This is a genomic window from Nocardia asteroides (assembly GCA_019930625.1).
GTDB lineage: Bacteria > Actinomycetota > Actinomycetes > Mycobacteriales > Mycobacteriaceae > Nocardia > Nocardia sputi.
The window spans coordinates 701,308-716,844 of sequence record CP082844.1; the positions used below are offsets into that span (position 1 = coordinate 701,308).

At 66.5% G+C, this 15,537-nt stretch carries 14 protein-coding genes; 5 read left to right on the top strand and 9 right to left on the bottom strand.

Translation table 11 applies throughout. The annotated features are described in order from the left end of the window. The first annotated feature begins 1,106 nt into the window (after positions 1–1,106). Genes K8O92_03310 through K8O92_03320 form a run of 3 tightly spaced genes read left to right on the top strand, consistent with a single transcriptional unit; the run spans position 1,107 to position 2,765 of the window. On the top strand, positions 1,107–1,436 hold the full coding sequence (locus K8O92_03310; GenBank protein ID UAK33043.1) for a hypothetical protein: 330 nt from the start codon (positions 1,107–1,109) through the stop codon (positions 1,434–1,436). Further along, complete coding sequence (locus tag K8O92_03315) at positions 1,417–1,926, top strand: hypothetical protein (protein UAK33044.1); 510 nt, start codon at positions 1,417–1,419, stop codon at positions 1,924–1,926. The genes K8O92_03310 and K8O92_03315 overlap by 20 nt, the downstream gene beginning before the upstream one ends. Then, positions 1,923–2,765 (top strand): helix-turn-helix domain-containing protein, encoded by an 843-nt coding sequence (locus K8O92_03320; GenBank protein ID UAK33045.1) that lies wholly within the window; start codon positions 1,923–1,925, stop codon positions 2,763–2,765. The genes K8O92_03315 and K8O92_03320 overlap by 4 nt, the downstream gene beginning before the upstream one ends. Here the strand turns inward: K8O92_03320 and xth are convergent. Continuing rightward, positions 2,693–3,589: an exodeoxyribonuclease III gene (xth, locus tag K8O92_03325; GenBank protein ID UAK33046.1), complete on the bottom strand. Its 897-nt coding sequence runs from the start codon at positions 3,587–3,589 to the stop codon at positions 2,693–2,695. The genes K8O92_03320 and xth overlap by 73 nt on opposite strands. 62 nt (positions 3,590–3,651) lie before the next feature. Between xth and K8O92_03330 the strand changes: the two genes are divergently transcribed. Further along, complete coding sequence (locus K8O92_03330) at positions 3,652–4,539, top strand: alpha/beta hydrolase (protein ID UAK33047.1); 888 nt, start codon at positions 3,652–3,654, stop codon at positions 4,537–4,539. 426 nt (positions 4,540–4,965) lie between these two features. Here the strand turns inward: K8O92_03330 and K8O92_03335 are convergent, their stop codons facing one another. The 5 genes from K8O92_03335 to K8O92_03355 all read right to left on the bottom strand — a co-directional run bounded on the left by K8O92_03335 (position 4,966) and on the right by K8O92_03355 (position 9,866). Further along, entirely contained in the window at positions 4,966–6,228 is a 1,263-nt protein-coding gene (locus K8O92_03335) for an acyl-CoA dehydrogenase family protein (GenBank protein UAK33048.1), read from the bottom strand. A 26-nt stretch (positions 6,229–6,254) separates the two neighbouring features. Further along, positions 6,255–7,130, bottom strand: a complete 876-nt coding sequence (locus K8O92_03340; protein ID UAK33049.1) for an SDR family NAD(P)-dependent oxidoreductase — start codon at positions 7,128–7,130, stop codon at positions 6,255–6,257. A 74-nt stretch (positions 7,131–7,204) separates the two neighbouring features. Continuing rightward, positions 7,205–8,095 (bottom strand): MaoC family dehydratase N-terminal domain-containing protein, encoded by an 891-nt coding sequence (locus tag K8O92_03345; protein UAK35410.1) that lies wholly within the window; start codon positions 8,093–8,095, stop codon positions 7,205–7,207. 71 nt (positions 8,096–8,166) lie between these two features. After that, entirely contained in the window at positions 8,167–8,604 is a 438-nt protein-coding gene (locus K8O92_03350) for an SRPBCC family protein (GenBank protein ID UAK33050.1), read from the bottom strand. 44 nt (positions 8,605–8,648) lie between these two features. Further along, positions 8,649–9,866 carry a lipid-transfer protein gene (locus tag K8O92_03355; GenBank protein UAK33051.1) on the bottom strand — a complete coding sequence of 406 codons (1,218 nt, stop codon included), beginning with the start codon at positions 9,864–9,866 and terminating at the stop codon, positions 8,649–8,651. A 332-nt stretch (positions 9,867–10,198) separates the two neighbouring features. Here K8O92_03355 and K8O92_03360 point away from each other — a divergent pair, with 332 nt between their 5' ends. Then, positions 10,199–10,840 carry a TetR/AcrR family transcriptional regulator gene (locus K8O92_03360; GenBank protein ID UAK33052.1) on the top strand — a complete coding sequence of 214 codons (642 nt, stop codon included), beginning with the start codon at positions 10,199–10,201 and terminating at the stop codon, positions 10,838–10,840. On the opposite strand, the gene K8O92_03365 is transcribed toward K8O92_03360, so the two are convergent. The 3 genes from K8O92_03365 to K8O92_03375 all read right to left on the bottom strand — a co-directional run bounded on the left by K8O92_03365 (position 10,837) and on the right by K8O92_03375 (position 15,528). Continuing rightward, positions 10,837–12,045, bottom strand: coding sequence for an MFS transporter (locus tag K8O92_03365; protein ID UAK35411.1), 1,209 nt, complete (start codon positions 12,043–12,045; stop codon positions 10,837–10,839). The two genes, K8O92_03360 and K8O92_03365, sit on opposite strands and share 4 nt — an antisense overlap. Before the next feature lie 392 nt (positions 12,046–12,437). Continuing rightward, positions 12,438–13,655 carry an NADP-dependent isocitrate dehydrogenase gene (locus K8O92_03370; GenBank protein ID UAK33053.1) on the bottom strand — a complete coding sequence of 406 codons (1,218 nt, stop codon included), beginning with the start codon at positions 13,653–13,655 and terminating at the stop codon, positions 12,438–12,440. A gap of 346 nt (positions 13,656–14,001) precedes the next feature. Then, positions 14,002–15,528, bottom strand: coding sequence for an MFS transporter (locus tag K8O92_03375; GenBank protein ID UAK33054.1), 1,527 nt, complete (start codon positions 15,526–15,528; stop codon positions 14,002–14,004). Positions 15,529–15,537 lie beyond the last annotated feature (9 nt).

Below are 15,537 nucleotides of genomic sequence, written 5' to 3' on the forward strand. Positions count from 1 at the left end.
TCTACCGTGCCGGATGCGGTGTTATAGGTGAACTGGTTCCCCTGAATCTTGCCGCGTATACCGACGCTGACGCGCCACTTCCCGGCGTAGCACGCGGCCGACACCGTGTAGGAGTGTCCACCGCCCCGGAACGGCGGTGGAATAGTGGAATCGGTTCGGGTAGAGGCAATCTCCCACCGGCCGCCCTCCTCGTGCTGCAATGCCAAGACGACTACGTGTTCGTCCGGCGGGACATCACACGCGGCAATACCGTCCCCCGTGATCTGGGGCGGTAGCACTGTCGGCACCGAGTGCGTGAACTCGAAACCGCAACTGCGGGCAGCGCGGGCCATGCCGGTAGCCGCTGGACTCATGCCGATCAGCACGGCCACAGCGATAAGCCCAATGATGGTTTTCAACGGTTTCCCCCGATTTCGATGTCAGTCCGGACATAACTCGCTCTAGAAGATCGGGCGTTGGAGGCTCCCACTCGTCAAAGTTGGAGAGAAGAAACAGACCCAATCTCGTACCGGAATCGCGATCCGGAAGATCCTCGCCAGTCATCTACATACCGCCCTGCTGACGCGTATCTTCACGTTCGATCCGTTCCCGCCTCTCTTCCGGTATCCGCTGAGGCCAGAACACCACCGCGAAGAACGCGACCAGCGGAACAGCGAACGCTACGAACAACCCCATCAGGCGGGCTCCGTCTCGTCGTCCACCAAACCGAGTCGTTCCGCTTCACCAGGGCCGAACGCCCGAGCGTCGTTACACGACTGCCGGGGGTGGTGGAACTCGACATACACGCCCGGCTCTGCGTCGTCGGTGTCATTCCACCGTTCGAACACACCACCAGGGAACGGGTAAAGCTTTGTACCCCTGCGTTGTTGGTCTCCGTCTGCGGTCATTTCAACCCCTGTAGTAGGCCAGTGGTAGGCACCCCATGACCGGCTCGCAGCACATGTCACGGGGGCCAGCTCCGACGCTACGAAGCACCTACCGAGCCGGTCCACGATCGTGCTCAATCGTGCAGGAATCGAATATATCCAGTGCGTACCCAGCATCCTTGAGCCACAATCGGTTTCGTACGTGCAATCTCGTGCAAGACGCGATCTGGAGGTACACCGATGCCGTTACGTTTCCTAGGCAAAGGCGGAAGCACCAACAACGGGTGCCCTACCTTGCTGGCGAACGACCCCGGCGGGTATGTCGTCCAAGCATGGAAGACAGACCGGGCCGACACCGTCGAGTTGCCACACCTGCTACTCGGTTTCCTGGAACCGGATACGTTCATCGGTGCGACGTTGACCGACACCGGCCGGGGAACATTCCGGCTCACCGGTCGGCCGGTCACCGAACCGGAACTACTCGCACAGCTCGACATTGCCGACGACGAAACCGCTATCGAGGTTCCGAAGCTAGAAAGGACGTTCTACGGTGCAGCTAGTGCCCGATGAAGGGTTCCCGGACCTACTCCGGACCTGCAAGCGGGAAGCGTTTCACCTCGAAGTGCTCGACTCGTACGCCGAACCGAACGAGCATGAGCCGTTCCGGCGATTCCTGGCAGACGAGCCGGATGACTACGCATGGTTCCAGCCGTGGACCGAGCTGATACAGGAGACGACCAGCCGGGGCGTAGCGGTCACACGGGTACGAATCGTCACCGAACCGCACACCGACTACACCCGGTTCGCACTTGCCGTGGCAGCGCTCAACGTACGGGCAGGCGAAGACATTCGGTATCTGCCCCGGCATCATGCCGGGGAAGTCCCTTCGGATGACTATTGGCTACTTGATGACGAAACAGTGGTCTTCTCAGCGTTCGGGGAGTCCGGAGGCTGGTCCGGTGCGGTAACCACCGACCCGCACATTGCCGCGTACTGTCGCGGGCTCCGAGCCCGGTTCTGGTCTCTCGCCACTCCGTTTCCGGAGTACGTCACACAGTGACCGGTTCAGTTGACCAGCAGCGCGAATATCTCGGGGCACAACTCCGCGGTATTCGTGTTGCTGCTGGGTTGTCCGGTGCTGAGTTGGCACGCCGTAGCGGATGGGACCCTAGCAAGGTCTCAAAGATCGAGTACGGACGGATACGGCCGTCTTTAGAGGACATTTCGGCGTACTGCCGACACTGCAACGCGGGTGGCCAACTAGCAGACCTCCACGCGGCGCGGCAGAGCATAGATACCGCGTACCTCGAATGGCGGAAGATTCTCGGTACCGGAACCAAGCGCAGACAGCAAGCGTCGATCAAGTGGGAATCCGAAGCTCGGATCATCCGATCGTTTGAACCGGTCTTGGTTCCCGGTCTTCTACAGACCGCCGACTACGCGGCGGGCATCCTGCGGAAGGTGATCGAGTTCCAGCAGATTCCGAACGATCTGGACGCGGGGGTATCCAAGCGGATGCAGCGGCAACAAGTCTTGTATCAGCGGGATCACTTGTTCCACTTCGTCATTGGTGAACAAGCGTTGTACACCACCGTTGGCGACGGTCAGACGATGGTCGGCCAGCTCGACCGGCTCTTAGCTGTCCAAGGTATGCCACGTGTGACGCTCGGAATCGTGCCGATACTGGCAGCGTTCGAGACGGCTACCACGTCGTTTCTGATGTTCGATTCGAGCCGTGTCCTGGTCGAGAACATCACAGCAGAGCTGTCGATCACTCAGCCGCGAGAGATAGCGGTGTATCACCGGACGTTCGATGTTCTGGCCGGTCAGTCCGTGACCGGTGAAGCAGCACGGGAGCTGATCCGCAAGGCGCTGGACGCCCGTAAGCCCCGACCGTGACCGTGACCGCGCAGCGGGTATTCGCTGGTCAGGAGTTCGGGAACCTTCTCCGCAAACTTCACCGTGACCGGAGCATGGTCAGACCAACGCTCGGCGTATGTCGCTGCACGCTCCACCCGTGCCGACACAGCGCGGGATGCGATACCCCCTCTTGCGTAAACCGCGTCGATGCGCCAGCCGCTGTCGTTGTCGAACGCTCGACCTCGGTAGGACCACCAGCTGTACGGGCCGTCGACCCCGGGATGCAGGCCGCGCACCACGTCGACGTATCCCGCCGCCAGGAGTTCATCGATCCACGCTCGCTCCTGCGGGAGGAACCCGGCCGATTTCAGGTTGCCCTTCCAGTTCTTCAGATCACGCTCGGTATGCGCGATGTTCCAGTCCCCCGCGACCACGAAATCCCCGGTTCGCGCGGTGAGGTAGGCGCCGAGTTCGGCCATGAAGCGATACTTCTCGTCCTGGCGCACGGTGCCCGCGTCACCGGAGTGCACATAGACGCTCGCCACGGTGAGATCGTCGAAGTCGGCCTCGAGATACCGCCCCGCGGCCGCGAATTCAGTGCTGCCGAAACCTATTCGCACAGCCTTCGGCGCCTTCCGGGACAGGATGCCGACTCCGGCCCGTCCTTTGGACTCCGGCTCGGCGTGCCATAGCTGCCATCCCGCGTCGAGCGCGGGCGCCAATGCGGCCCTGACCTGTTCGTCGGTGGCGCGGGTCTCCTGCACGCAAACGATGTCGGCCTCGGTGGCCGCGAGCCAGGCCAGCAGCCCCTTGCCCGCGGCCGCGCGGACACCGTTCACGTTCACTGTCGAGATATACGGCACTCCACGACCGTACAATGCTGGTCTGATGAAGTCCCCCGGACACCGCCGTCCAGGAAGGGGTGATGACGATGTCGTCTGACGCCTCCCAGTCCTCCGCCGCCGCTCGCGGCTCCACTCGGGCAGACCAGCCCCAGCCGATCAAGGCATTACATCTCGGTTCCGGCGACCCCCTGCTGTTGCTGCACGGATTCATGATGTCGCCGCACTCCTGGGAACAGACCGCGGCGCGGCTGTCGACGCACTGCGAGGTGTTCGCGCCCGCGTTCGCCGGCCACTGGGGCGGCGCACCCGCCGACGGCCGGTCCATCGACGTGTACGCGCTCGCCGACCAGATCTGCGATCAGCTCGACGAATTGGGCTGGCGCACCTGCCATATCGCGGGCAACTCGCTCGGCGGCCGGGTCGGCGTGGAACTCGCCCGCCGCGGACGTGCCCGCACATTGACGCTCATCGCACCGACAGGCGGCTGGCACGCGCCGTCGCTGACCCAATGGCGGATCAAGCTGAAATTCCTCTCCCTGGTGCCGCTGGTCGAAATCGGCAAACGCCTGGGCGGATTCGCGATCGGCAATCCACTCGCCCGGCGCATCGCACTGCTCGCGCTGACCAAGCACGCCGCAGCGGTGTCCCGGCGCGACGCTGCCGCCGCCCTCGCCGCCGCACTGCACTGCCCGGCGATGATCCCGATGATTCTCGGCGCGTTGCGAGCGCCGGAACAAGAGGACCTGTCCACTCTGCGGACGCCGGTCCGGCTGTTGCTGTCGGAGTACGACCGGGTCATCCCCAACCGCGTCTACGCGCGCCGCTACCTGAAGGAACTCCCCGAATCCGCCGACCGCATCCTGGTCAACGGCGTCGGTCACGTACCGATGCTGGAAGCGCCCGACCGCATCGCCACCCTGATCGCCGAGCACGTGTACGCCAGCCGCACCCGCCTGCGCGCTGTGTAATTCGCCAGCGCCTGCGGCGCTGGGTGTTCGCGGCCCCCTTGTGGCTCGCGTCCGAGCGACCGCCGCTGGCGACTTCGTCGCGGACGCGGCGGCCACTCGGACGCGAGCCGGGCCGCGAACGGACGATGCTCGGTCTCGCTTCGCTCGAAACCGGGAGTCGAGCTGGAGTGGGGGCGTGGGGCGGTGGTCGCACGACCCGAGGTTCCGCGCCACATGGTGGCCCGATGGGGCGACCACGCCGCGGTTCGCCGGTGTCGTAGCACGCCGAGGAATGCCGACACCGACTTCGTCGCAGACACGGCCGCTCGGACGCGTGCCGGTCCCGGGAGGGCATTGCCCGGTCGCGCTTCGCTCGTAGCCGGAACTGGGACGTCGGGTTCGCTGCGTCCAGGCGGCGATGCCTCCCGGACGCAGCAGCTCAGGAAACTACTGCGAGAGAAGACCTTTCGCGATGTGCGTCACCTGGATCTCGTTGCTGCCCGCGTAGATCATCAGGGACTTCGCGTCGCGCGCGAGCTGCTCCACGCGGTACTCGGTCATATAGCCGTTGCCGCCGAAGAGCTGAACCGCTTCCATCGCGACCTCCGTGGCCGCCTCGGAGGCGTACAGCTTCATCGCCGACGCCTCGGCCAGCGTCGGCGGTTTGCCGGCCCGGCCTCGCTCCAGGGTGTTGAACACCATGTTCTGCACGTTGATCCGCGCGATCTCCATCTTCGCCAGCTTCAGCTGGACCAGCTGGAATCGTCCGATCTCCTGCCCCCAGAGCTTGCGGTTCTTGGCGTAGTCCACGCACAGCCGATGGCACTCGTTGATGATGCCCAACGCCATGAAGGCGACGCCGATGCGCTCGGCGGTGAAGCTGGAGCGGGCGCTTTCGCGTCCGTCGCCGCCCTTGTGCTCCTCGGTCTCGCCGAGCAGCCGGTCCCGGCCGACACGCACGTTGTCGAAGAAGAGCTCACCGGTCGGGGAGGCGTGCAGGCCCATCTTCTTGAACGGCTTGCCCTGGGTGAGCCCCGGCATACCCTTGTCCAGCACGAAGGTGAGCACCTTGCGGTCGCGCTTGTCGCCGCTCGCTCCGTCGTCGAGCTTCGCGTAGACGATCATCACGTCGGCGTAGGGGCCGTTGGTGATGAAGGTCTTCTGACCGTTGAGCAGGTAGTCCTCGCCGTCGCGCTTGACGTAGGTCTTCATGCCACCGAAAGCGTCGGACCCGGAATCCGGTTCGGTGATCGCCCACGACGCGACCTTGCGCATCGTAACGATGTCCTCCAGCCAGCGCTGCTTCTGCGCGAGCGTGCCCCGGGACATGATCGTGGTCGCGCCGAGACCGATACTCACACCCAGCGCAGTGACCAAGCCCATGCACACCCCGGACAGTTCCCCGATCAGCACCGCCATCAGCGATTCCTGTCCGGCGAACGGGCTGCCGCCGGATGCCTTCTCCTTCTTCTCCGGCTTCGGCTCCCCTGCGGCCGCGGCGGCCTCCCGCGCCGCCTGCTTGGCGAGCATCTTCTGCACCGCCTCGCCGCCCAGCGCGTCGATACCGAACTCGCGAAACAGCTTCCGGATGATCGGGTACGGCGGCAGTTCACCGCTGTCGAGCGCGTCGAGGTTGGGGCGGATCTCCTTGTCGATGAATGCCCGGACGGCGTCGCGGATCATCACATCGGTTTCGGACCATTCGAACATCGTCGTTCTCCTCACGTTCCCCGAGATCAGGGCAGCCGGGCGGCGATGTCGTCGATCAGCCAGGGACCCTCGGTCTCGATGGTCTTCACATCGTGCCAACCGGCCAGCTCGGAGATCGCGCCGCCCTGCACCGCGAATACCTTGCCGGTGATCGGGCAGGTCTCGGCGGCCAGATAGGCGACCAGCGGGGCGATATTGGCCGGGGCGAAGGCATCGAACTCGCCCTCGGACGCTTCCGCCTCCGCCGCGAGCATCTCGCCCATGCCGGGAGTGGCAAGGGTGAGCCGGGTGCGCGCGATCGGAGCGATCGCGTTCACCCGTACGCCGTAACGCCCCAGTTCCTCGGCGGCCACCAGGGTCAGCGCCGCGATCCCCGCCTTCGCCGCGCCGTAGTTGGCCTGGCCCGCGTTCGGCAGGGTGGTGCCCGACGCCGAAGCGGTGTTGATCACCGCGGCCTTGGGCTGGTTGCCCGCCTTGGACCGCTGCTTCCAGTACGCCGCGGCGTGGTGCAGCACCGCCGCGTGTCCCTTGAGGTGCACGGCGATCACGGCGTCCCACTGCGCCTCGTCCATGCCCGCGATGAAGGCGTCGCGCAGAATGCCCGCGTTGTTGACCACGACGTCGAGGCCGCCGAACTCGGTGACCGCCTGTTCGACGAGCTTCTGCGCGCCGTCCCAGGTCGCGACGTCGTCGGAGTTGGCCACCGCCTTGCCGCCCGCGGCGACGATCTCGCGCACCACCTCCTGGGCGGGACCTGAGTCGGTCCCCTCTCCCGCATTGCTACCGCCGAGATCGTTGACGACCACCGCGGCCCCCTCCCTCGCGAACAGCAGTGCGTGCTCGCGGCCGATGCCGCGGCCCGCGCCGGTGATGACGGCGACCCGTCCAGCCAGTGCGCCCATGTTTGTCTCCTGAAGTTCCGCCGAATCCGGCGTCTTGTGGAAAGGTGCGGCGCAACCGCGCCGCCGCACCGGGATCAGTCGGCGATCTCCGCCAGTCCGTCGCTGAGCACGACGTCGTCGCCGCGCACGGTCTCGAAGGCGTAGCGGGTGACGCCGTCGGCCGAACCGGCCTTCCAGATGCGGGTCTCCAGGTCGTCGCCGGGGAAGACCAGCTTGGCGAAGCGCACCGCGAATCGCCTGAGCCGGTGCACATCCGAGTCCGCGACCTCGGTGAGCACCGCCCAGGACGCGAACGCCATGGTGCACAACCCGTGCGCGATGATGCCGGGCAGTCCGGCGTCCTCGGCGACTTGCTCGTCCAGGTGCAGCGGCACCGGATCGCCGGAAGCCGGTGCGTAGCGGAAGGTCTGGTCGTCATCGACGTGCTGCGCCACCACCGCGACCGGCGCCTGCTCACGTAGGCGTTCGTCGAACTTGTGCGCAGGAGCGGCCTCGCCCACCGTCCTACCCGCGTCGATATTGCGGAAGAACGCGGTCAGGTACTGCTCGTTGACCGGTTCGCCCGCCTCGGTGCGGCATTCGATGCGGATGGTGATCGTGGTCCCGTTGGGGCGGCTGGTGTAGCCGATCGCCTTGGCGCGCGACACCAGCAGGTCGCCGGGCCGGATCGCGCGGTGGAAGTGGAAGTCCTGCTCCCCGTGCACCACCCGGCCGAAGATGTCCATCGGGGCGACATCGATGACCGGCATCATCATGGCCTCGAAAACCGGGACGATGGCGAAGACCGGCCCCGCCACCGTTCCGGCCAGATGCGCGGCGATCGGATCGTTGGTCGCGGCGGCGTACTGCGCGACGCGCTCGGCGGTGACCTCGAAACGTTCCTCGTCGCACCAGGATTCCAGACCGCTGTCATCGAACTCGACCACACGGGCCGCGGCCGTATCGGAACGGGCCTGACCGCTCATGCCGTGTCCGTCTCCGGCCTGAGCGGGGCCCTGCGTGGTCACGCTGCGCTGCCGCCTCCGGGCCTGACCGCTCATGCCACTGCGGCCAGGGCGTCGAGCTGTTCGAGCGATCGGTCCAGCTGCTTGATGCCGTCCTTTTCCACGGCTTTGCCGAGCGCGCCCTTGATCAAGGCACCCTCGAAGTCACCGGAGACCAGGATGGTGCTTCCCGCGCCGTTGGGCCGGATGTCGAAGGTGAACTCGGTCTTCACCCCGGCCATGCCGGTGCCGCCGAGGGTCAGCTTGTGCGGCGCGTCCACCGAGACGATGGTCCACTCCAGTTTGTTCGCCATGCCGAGCATCACGATCTTGGCGACCAGTTGGGCGCCCTCGCTCAGTACTGCGGGCGGCTCCTCCATGAAGCGCTCGTGGATGGTGAACCACTTGTCCCAGGTCTGTGGGTCGGCGACGACCGCCCACAGCGCCTCGGGCGTGGCGTTGACGTCCTTGGTGGCTTCGATGTGTCCCATGGGTTGCACTCCTCGTCGAGTTCGTCCGCGGACCGGGCCGCGGTTCAGCGGTCGGCGCGCTGGTAGGCGGTGACGACGGCCGCGCCGCCGAGGCCGATGTTGTGTTGCAGGGCGGCGGTGACGCCGTCCACCTGACGCTTGTCCGCGGTGCCGCGCAGCTGCCAGGTCAACTCCGAGCACTGCGCGAGACCCGTCGCGCCGAGCGGATGTCCCTTGGAGATCAGGCCGCCGGAGGGGTTCACCACCCACTTGCCGCCGTAGGTGGTCTGGTCGTCGTCGACCAGCTGCCCCGCCTCGCCCTCGCCGCACAGGCCGAGGGCTTCGTAGAGCAGCAGTTCGTTGGCCGAGAAACAGTCGTGCAGCTCGATCACCTGGAAGTCCTCCGGGCCGAGTCCCGCCTGCTGGTAGACCTTCCGCGCGGCTTGGACGTTCATGTCGTAGCCGATGAGGTTCTTCGCGGTCGCATCGAAGGTCGAGGCGAAATCGGTGGTCATCGCCTGGCCGACGATCTGCACCGCTTGCCCGGCGAGGTCGTGGGCGTCGACGAAATCCTCGCTCGCCAGGATGACCGCGCCCGACCCGTCGGAGGTCGGCGAGCACTGCAGTTTGGTGAGCGGGTCGTAGATCATCCGCGAGGCGAGGATGTCGTCGAGGGTGTACTCATCCTGGAACTGCGAGTACGGGTTGTTCACCGAGTGCTTGTGGTTCTTGTAGCCGATCTTGGCGAAGTGCTCGGCCGTGGTGCCGTACTGCTTCATGTGCTCGCGTCCCGCGGCGCCGAACATCCACGGCGCCACCGGAAACAGCACCTCGGAGATCTCGGCCAGCGCCATGACGTGCTTGGCCATGGGCTGCTCGCGGTCGTCCCAGGTGGATCCGAGCGAGCCGGGCTGCATCTTCTCGAAGCCCAGCGCCAGCGTGCATTCCGCCAGTCCGCCCCGGATCGCCTGCGCCGCGAGGTACAGCGCCGTGGAGCCGGTGGAGCAGTTGTTGTTCACGTTGACCACCGGGATGCCGGTCATCCCGAGTTCGTAGACGGCACGCTGGCCGGAGGTGGATTCGCCGTAGACATAGCCGACGTAGGCCTGCTCCACCAGGTCGTAGGCGATGCCCGCGTCCGCGAGCGCCTTGCTCCCCGATTCCCTGGCCATGTCCGGATAGTCCCAGGCTCGGGTGGTGCCGTCGGCTTCCTCGACTTGCCGTCGGCCCGGCTTCTCGAACTTCGTCATCCCGACACCGACGACGTAGACCTTGTTCGCCATCGAACTCCTCAGATTGTGTGGGCGCCGCAGTGCGCACCCGGAACGAGCTGAAAACAAACATACATATTTGTATGTAAGTGAGCAAGAGCCCGTTCGGCAGCCCCGACAACTGACCGAACAACCAGGTGTTTACAGCCCTCCTGCTACATACAGTGAGACATGCTTGTTCTCGGAACCGGCGCTAGCACTCAGCTCCAACAGCTTCTTCGGAATTCGCCCGAGGGAACGCGGCGCACGACCGAGGTCACGCCGATCTCTCGCCCCCGACATATCGGCACCTTCAGCCCGGCAGCCGGAACATACAGTGTTGTATGTAAGTGTAGGATCGAGCGATGGCCAGGAGCGTAGTCGTCAAGCAGCAGCGCCGGACGCAGGAGCAGCGCAGCTCCGAGATGCGCACCCGGCTGCTCGACGCGACGGTGGACTGCCTGGTCGAGTACGGGTACTCGGGGACGACTACACCGCGGGTGGCCGAACGCGCCGGGGTGACCCGCGGGGCCCAAGTGCATCACTTCGGCTCGAAAACCGATCTGGTCGTGGCCGCGATCAGCCATCTGGCGCAGCTGCGCGCCGAGACCGCCATGCGGGAGATGTCCCGGGTCGAAGCCGGTGACGATCCGGTGGCAGCGGTGCTGGAGTTCCTATGGGACCTCCACCAGGGCCCGCTGTTCATCGCGACCGTCGAACTGTGGGTGGCGGGGCGGACCGATCCGGTGCTGGCCGCGGCGATGGAGAAGGTCGAGCCGTTCGTCAACAACGCCGTCTTGCTGGCGGTCGCCCGTGTCGTGCCGGACGACGTGCGCCGCAAGGAGGCGCGCGACTTCGTCTACACGGCCATGGACGCCCTGCGCGGCATCCTGATCTCCAATTTCATCGACCCGGACACCGAACGCGCCCACCGCCGCTGGCGCCGCGCCGCCGCGCACCTACAGGAGATCGCGGGCCGCGTACTCGCAGCACGCCGCGTCGACTAGTCCTGTCCGGACCGACGCGCCCGCGCGATGGGCGCTACCGCGTTCGCCGGCTCGATGACCTTGCTACCCGGCCGCGATCCGCGCGCTGCCCACACCGTCACTGTGAACAGCAACACGCCTGATGCGGCCAGGGCGGCCCCGACCAGGGCCGGGGCCGTGTAACCGAGGCCCGCGGCGATGACCAGTCCGCCGAGCCAGGCCCCCGCGGCGTTGGCGATGTTCAGGGCGGCGTGGTTGAGGGCGGCGGCGAGCGTCTGGGCGTCGGCGGCGACGTCCATCAGGCGGGTTTGCAGACCGGGAGCGAGCGCGGCTCCGGAGCCGCCGACCAGCAACGCGCCGAGGGCCGCGGCGTAGGGGTGGTGCGCGGCGACGACGAAGCCGCCGAGGATGACGGTCATCGCGATCATCGCGCCGAAGATGGCGCGGTCGACGCCGCGGTCGGCGAGCACGCCGCCGACGATGTTGCCGATCACCATGCCGACGCCGAAGAGCATCAGCACCAGCGGCACCAGTGCGGCCCGCAGACCCGCGACGTCGGTGAGCGTGGTGGCGATGTAGGTGTAGACGGCGAACATGCCGCCGAATCCGACGGCGCCGACCAGCAGTGTCAACAGCACCTGCGGGCGGCGCAGCGCGCCGAGTTCGGTCCTCGGGTCGGTCACCGTGATGCCGTCGAGTTCGGGGACGAAGCGCAGCAACGCCGCGACGGTGGCCACTCCGATCAGCGCGACCACCACGAACGCATCGCGCCAGCCGAGATGCTGGCCGAGCCAGGTAGCCGCGGGAACGCCGACAACGTTGGCGGCGCTCAAACCCAGCATAACCGCGGCAACTGCCTTCGCCCGCTGCCCGACCGGGGCGAGTGTGGCGGCGGCCAGCGAGGCGACACCGAAGTAGGCGCCGTGCGGCAATCCCGAGACGAACCGTGCCAGGACCAGCGTCTCGAATGAGGGGGCCAGCACGGTCGCCGCGTTGCCCAGCGTGAACGCGACCATCAGCGCGACGAGCAGCCGCTTGCGCGCCACCCGCGCGCACAGCGCCGCGATCAGGGGTGCGCCGATCACCACGCCGAGCGCGTACGCCGACACCGCGTGCCCTGCGGTCGGCTCGGAGACGTGCATGGCCGAGGCGATGTCCGGCAGCAAACCCATGGTGACGAATTCGGTCGTCCCGATGCCGAACCCGCCGAGAGCCAGCGCCAGCATGGCCGGTACGTGCCAATCGGTTCGCTGGGGCGGCGCGGTGGTGCGGGTGGTCCCGGGGCTGGTCACGTGTTCATGTAACCGTTCGCGGCTGGTATTCGCTTCCCCAGCACACGTGAGTTCGACCACGGGGCGGCGAGGAATCGTGCAGTTCGACATGGCGATCCGCGCAATACGGACGAATCACCCCGCCCGGGCATCGCATTCCGGCAACCGGGCGGCACTCCGAGTGATCCGTTCTGACAAGAACAGTCCGGGCACCCGTTCCACCGCAGGTGGGGCGGGTGCCCGATGGTGTTCGCCCGGCGCTGGGTGAGTGAATACCCAGCGCCGGAGTCGGCCGAGCGGCTCGGCCCCGCGGTTCGGCGCCGAGACGGCCGCGGCGCCGGAAACGCTCAGCGCAGTGCGCGAGCCAGGTTGGCGTCCAGCGCGCCGAGGAACTCCTCGGTGCTCAGGTAGCCCTGGTCCCCGCCGACGAGCAGCGCGAGGTCCTTGGTCATCTGGCCGCCTTCGACGGTCTTGATGACGACGTCCTCGAGGGTCTGGGCGAAGCCGATGACCTCGGGGGTGTTGTCCAGCTTGCCGCGGTGCTCGAGGCCGCGGGTCCAGGCGAAGATCGACGCGATCGGGTTGGTCGAGGTCGGCTTGCCCTGCTGATGCTGGCGGTAGTGCCGGGTGACGGTGCCGTGCGCGGCCTCGGCCTCACAGGTCTGGCCGTCGGGAGTGAGCAGCACCGAGGTCATCAGACCCAGCGAGCCGAAGCCCTGTGCCACGGTGTCGGACTGCACGTCGCCGTCGTAGTTCTTGCAAGCCCAGACGTAGCCACCCTCCCACTTCATGGAGGAGGCGACCATGTCGTCGATGAGGCGGTGCTCGTAGGTCAGGCCCGCGGCGTCGAACTGGCTTTTGAACTCGGCGTCGAAGATGTCCTGGAACGTGTCCTTGAACATGCCGTCGTAGGCCTTGAGGATGGTGTTCTTCGTGGACATGTACACCGGGTAGTTCTGCTGCAAGCCGTAGTTGAACGACGCCCGCGCGAAATCCTCGATGGACTTGCGGAAGTTGTACATGCCCATGACCACGCCGCCGTCCTCGGGCATCTTCACGACCTCGTGCACGATCGGCTCGCTGCCGTCGTCCGGGGTGAAGGTCAAGGTGACGGTGCCGCCCTGGAACACCTTGAAATCGGTGGCACGGTACTGGTCACCGAAGGCGTGGCGGCCGATGATGATCGGCTTGGTCCAGCCGGGTACCAGCCGGGGAACGTTGGAGATGATGATCGGGGCACGGAAGATGGTGCCGCCCAGGATGTTGCGAATGGTGCCGTTGGGCGAACGCCACATCTTCTTCAGACCGAATTCCTTGACGCGCGCCTCGTCCGGGGTGATGGTGGCGCACTTCACACCGACGCCGTGCCTCTTGATGGCTTCGGCGGCATCGACGGTGACCTGGTCGTCTGTCTTGTCGCGGTACTCGATACCGAGGTCGTAGTACTCCAGGTTCACGTCGAGATAGGGGTGGATCAGCTTGTCCTTGATGAACTGCCAGATGATCCGGGTCATCTCGTCGCCGTCGAGTTCTACGACGGTGCCTTCAACCTTGATCTTGGACATGGATCTTCGTGTCCTCCTAGGATGGTGCCCTCATTGCACGGCCAGGCGAACACGCTTGTGAGCGGACCCCAGCTGTTCCAACAGACAACGTATATGTCCCGCGTTGTCGGCGAGACGTGTGGTGCAAACAAGACAAGCGTACTGCTGCCCGAGTCCTCACCGCACGGGCAGCCCCCACAGTGAGATGCGCCACCTTTGTTACCGATTGGTAGGTCGCGGCGGCTCCCAGCAGCGCGAACAGGCGCCGTCGCCATGATCCGCCTTCCGTTACGGCGCGGCAACCACTCCCCGCAGACGACGAGGTCCGCGCAACCCGTGACGTTGCGCGGACCTCGGTCTCAGCGGATCAGACGGTGGCCGGGATCCGTCCCTGCTCCTCCGAACCTTCGATCAGGTTCTCGGGCCGGTCGCGGATCATCAGCGCGATGATCGGAATGGCGGCGAGGAAGAACCCGGCGCCGACGTAGAAGGCCACGTCGTAGCTGTGGATCGCGGCTCGCGCGGCCAGGTTGTCGAGGCCAGGGTTGTCCCGCGCGAAGCCCTCGGCGACCTGCACCGAGATGGTGGTCAGCAGCGCCGTCCCGACCGCACCGCCCACCTGCTGCGCGGCGTTCAGCAGCGCGGAGGCGACGCCGGAGTCCTCCTCCTCCACCTGATGCAGCGCGACCGTCTGCATCCCCACGAACAGCGGACCCATGCCGAGCGCGATGAGCACCTGAGCGGGCAGCACCCCGGAGAGGAAGGTGTCGCCGTAACTCAGCTGGGCCAGCAGCACCAGCCCGATGACGCCCAGTACGGCGCCTGCCAGCATCAGCGGGCGCGGGCCGAGCTTGGGCAGCAGGGCACTGGTGAGTCCCGCCGAGATCGCGATGCCCGCCGGGAAAGGCAGGAACGCGAAGCCCGCCTTCAGCGCCGAGTAGCCCAGGGTGACCTGGAAGTAGTAGCTCAGGAACAGGAACATCGCGAACATGGCGATCGGGATGAGCAGCGCGGCGAGGAACGCGCCGCCCCGGTTGATCTCCCCCGGGATGTGCAGCGGCAGCAGCGGGTTCGACGAGCGCCGTTCGATCACGACGAAGGCGATGAGCAGGGCGAGCCCGGCGACGAGCAGCGCGAGGGTGCTTCCGGCCAGCCAGCCGTCGTCGGCGGCGCGGCTGAATCCGTACACAATGGCGATCAACCCGAACGTCACGGTGACGGCACCGGGCACGTCGTATCCGCCGCTGCGCGGAGCCGGGAGGTCCTTCGCCACCCAGGCCAGCGCCCCGAGCAACGCCAGCAACGCGATCGGCGTGTTGACCAGCAGGCACCAGCGCCACGACGCGTACTCGGTGAGCGCGCCGCCCGCGATCAGGCCGAGCGCGGCGCCGCCCGCGGAGATGCCCGCGAACACGCCGAAGGCGGTGGCCCGCTCACCCGGCTCGGTGAACGTTACCGACAGCAGCGAGAGCGCGGCCGGGGCGAGCAGCGCGGCGAACGCGCCCTGCAACGCGCGTCCGGCGAAGAGCTCCGCTCCGTTCTGCGCGAGACCGGCCAAAGCCGAAGCGCCGGCGAAACCGATCAGGCCGATGATGAAAATTCGGCGGCGCCCGAGGTAGTCGGCCAGCCGGCCGCCCAGCAGCAGGAGACCGCCGAAGATCAGCGTGTAGGCGGTGAGCATCCATTGCCGGTTGCCGTCGCTGATGTCGAGATCGCGCTGCGCGAACGGCAGCGAGATGGTCACGATGGTGGCGTCCAGGACCACCATGAGCTGGGCCGATGCGATCACTGCCAGCGCGAGCCAGCGCGCTGAACTGCCCGGCTTTCGCGATGCGTGCACCGCTGTCGCGGTTTCGGTCACGTTGTCTCCTCGTTCCTCGATGTCGGGAACCATCCTGTCATT

What these genes read in the sequence shown, in the direction of transcription:
- K8O92_03330 (UAK33047.1), top strand. Translation starts at nt 3,652, where the DNA reads ATGACGATGTCGTCTGACGCCTCCCAGTCCTCCGCCGCCGCTCGCGGC.
- K8O92_03340 (UAK33049.1), bottom strand. Translation starts at nt 7,130, where the DNA reads ATGGGCGCACTGGCTGGACGGGTCGCCGTCATCACCGGCGCGGGCCGC.
- K8O92_03335 (UAK33048.1), bottom strand. Translation starts at nt 6,228, where the DNA reads ATGTTCGAATGGTCCGAAACCGATGTGATGATCCGCGACGCCGTCCGG.
- K8O92_03375 (UAK33054.1), bottom strand. Translation starts at nt 15,528, where the DNA reads ATGGTTCCCGACATCGAGGAACGAGGAGACAACGTGACCGAAACCGCG.
- K8O92_03360 (UAK33052.1), top strand. Translation starts at nt 10,199, where the DNA reads ATGGCCAGGAGCGTAGTCGTCAAGCAGCAGCGCCGGACGCAGGAGCAG.
- K8O92_03310 (UAK33043.1), top strand. Translation starts at nt 1,107, where the DNA reads ATGCCGTTACGTTTCCTAGGCAAAGGCGGAAGCACCAACAACGGGTGC.
- K8O92_03365 (UAK35411.1), bottom strand. Translation starts at nt 12,045, where the DNA reads ATGCTGGCGCTGGCTCTCGGCGGGTTCGGCATCGGGACGACCGAATTC.
- K8O92_03345 (UAK35410.1), bottom strand. Translation starts at nt 8,095, where the DNA reads ATGAGCGGTCAGGCCCGTTCCGATACGGCCGCGGCCCGTGTGGTCGAG.
- K8O92_03370 (UAK33053.1), bottom strand. Translation starts at nt 13,655, where the DNA reads ATGTCCAAGATCAAGGTTGAAGGCACCGTCGTAGAACTCGACGGCGAC.
- K8O92_03355 (UAK33051.1), bottom strand. Translation starts at nt 9,866, where the DNA reads ATGGCGAACAAGGTCTACGTCGTCGGTGTCGGGATGACGAAGTTCGAG.
- K8O92_03350 (UAK33050.1), bottom strand. Translation starts at nt 8,604, where the DNA reads ATGGGACACATCGAAGCCACCAAGGACGTCAACGCCACGCCCGAGGCG.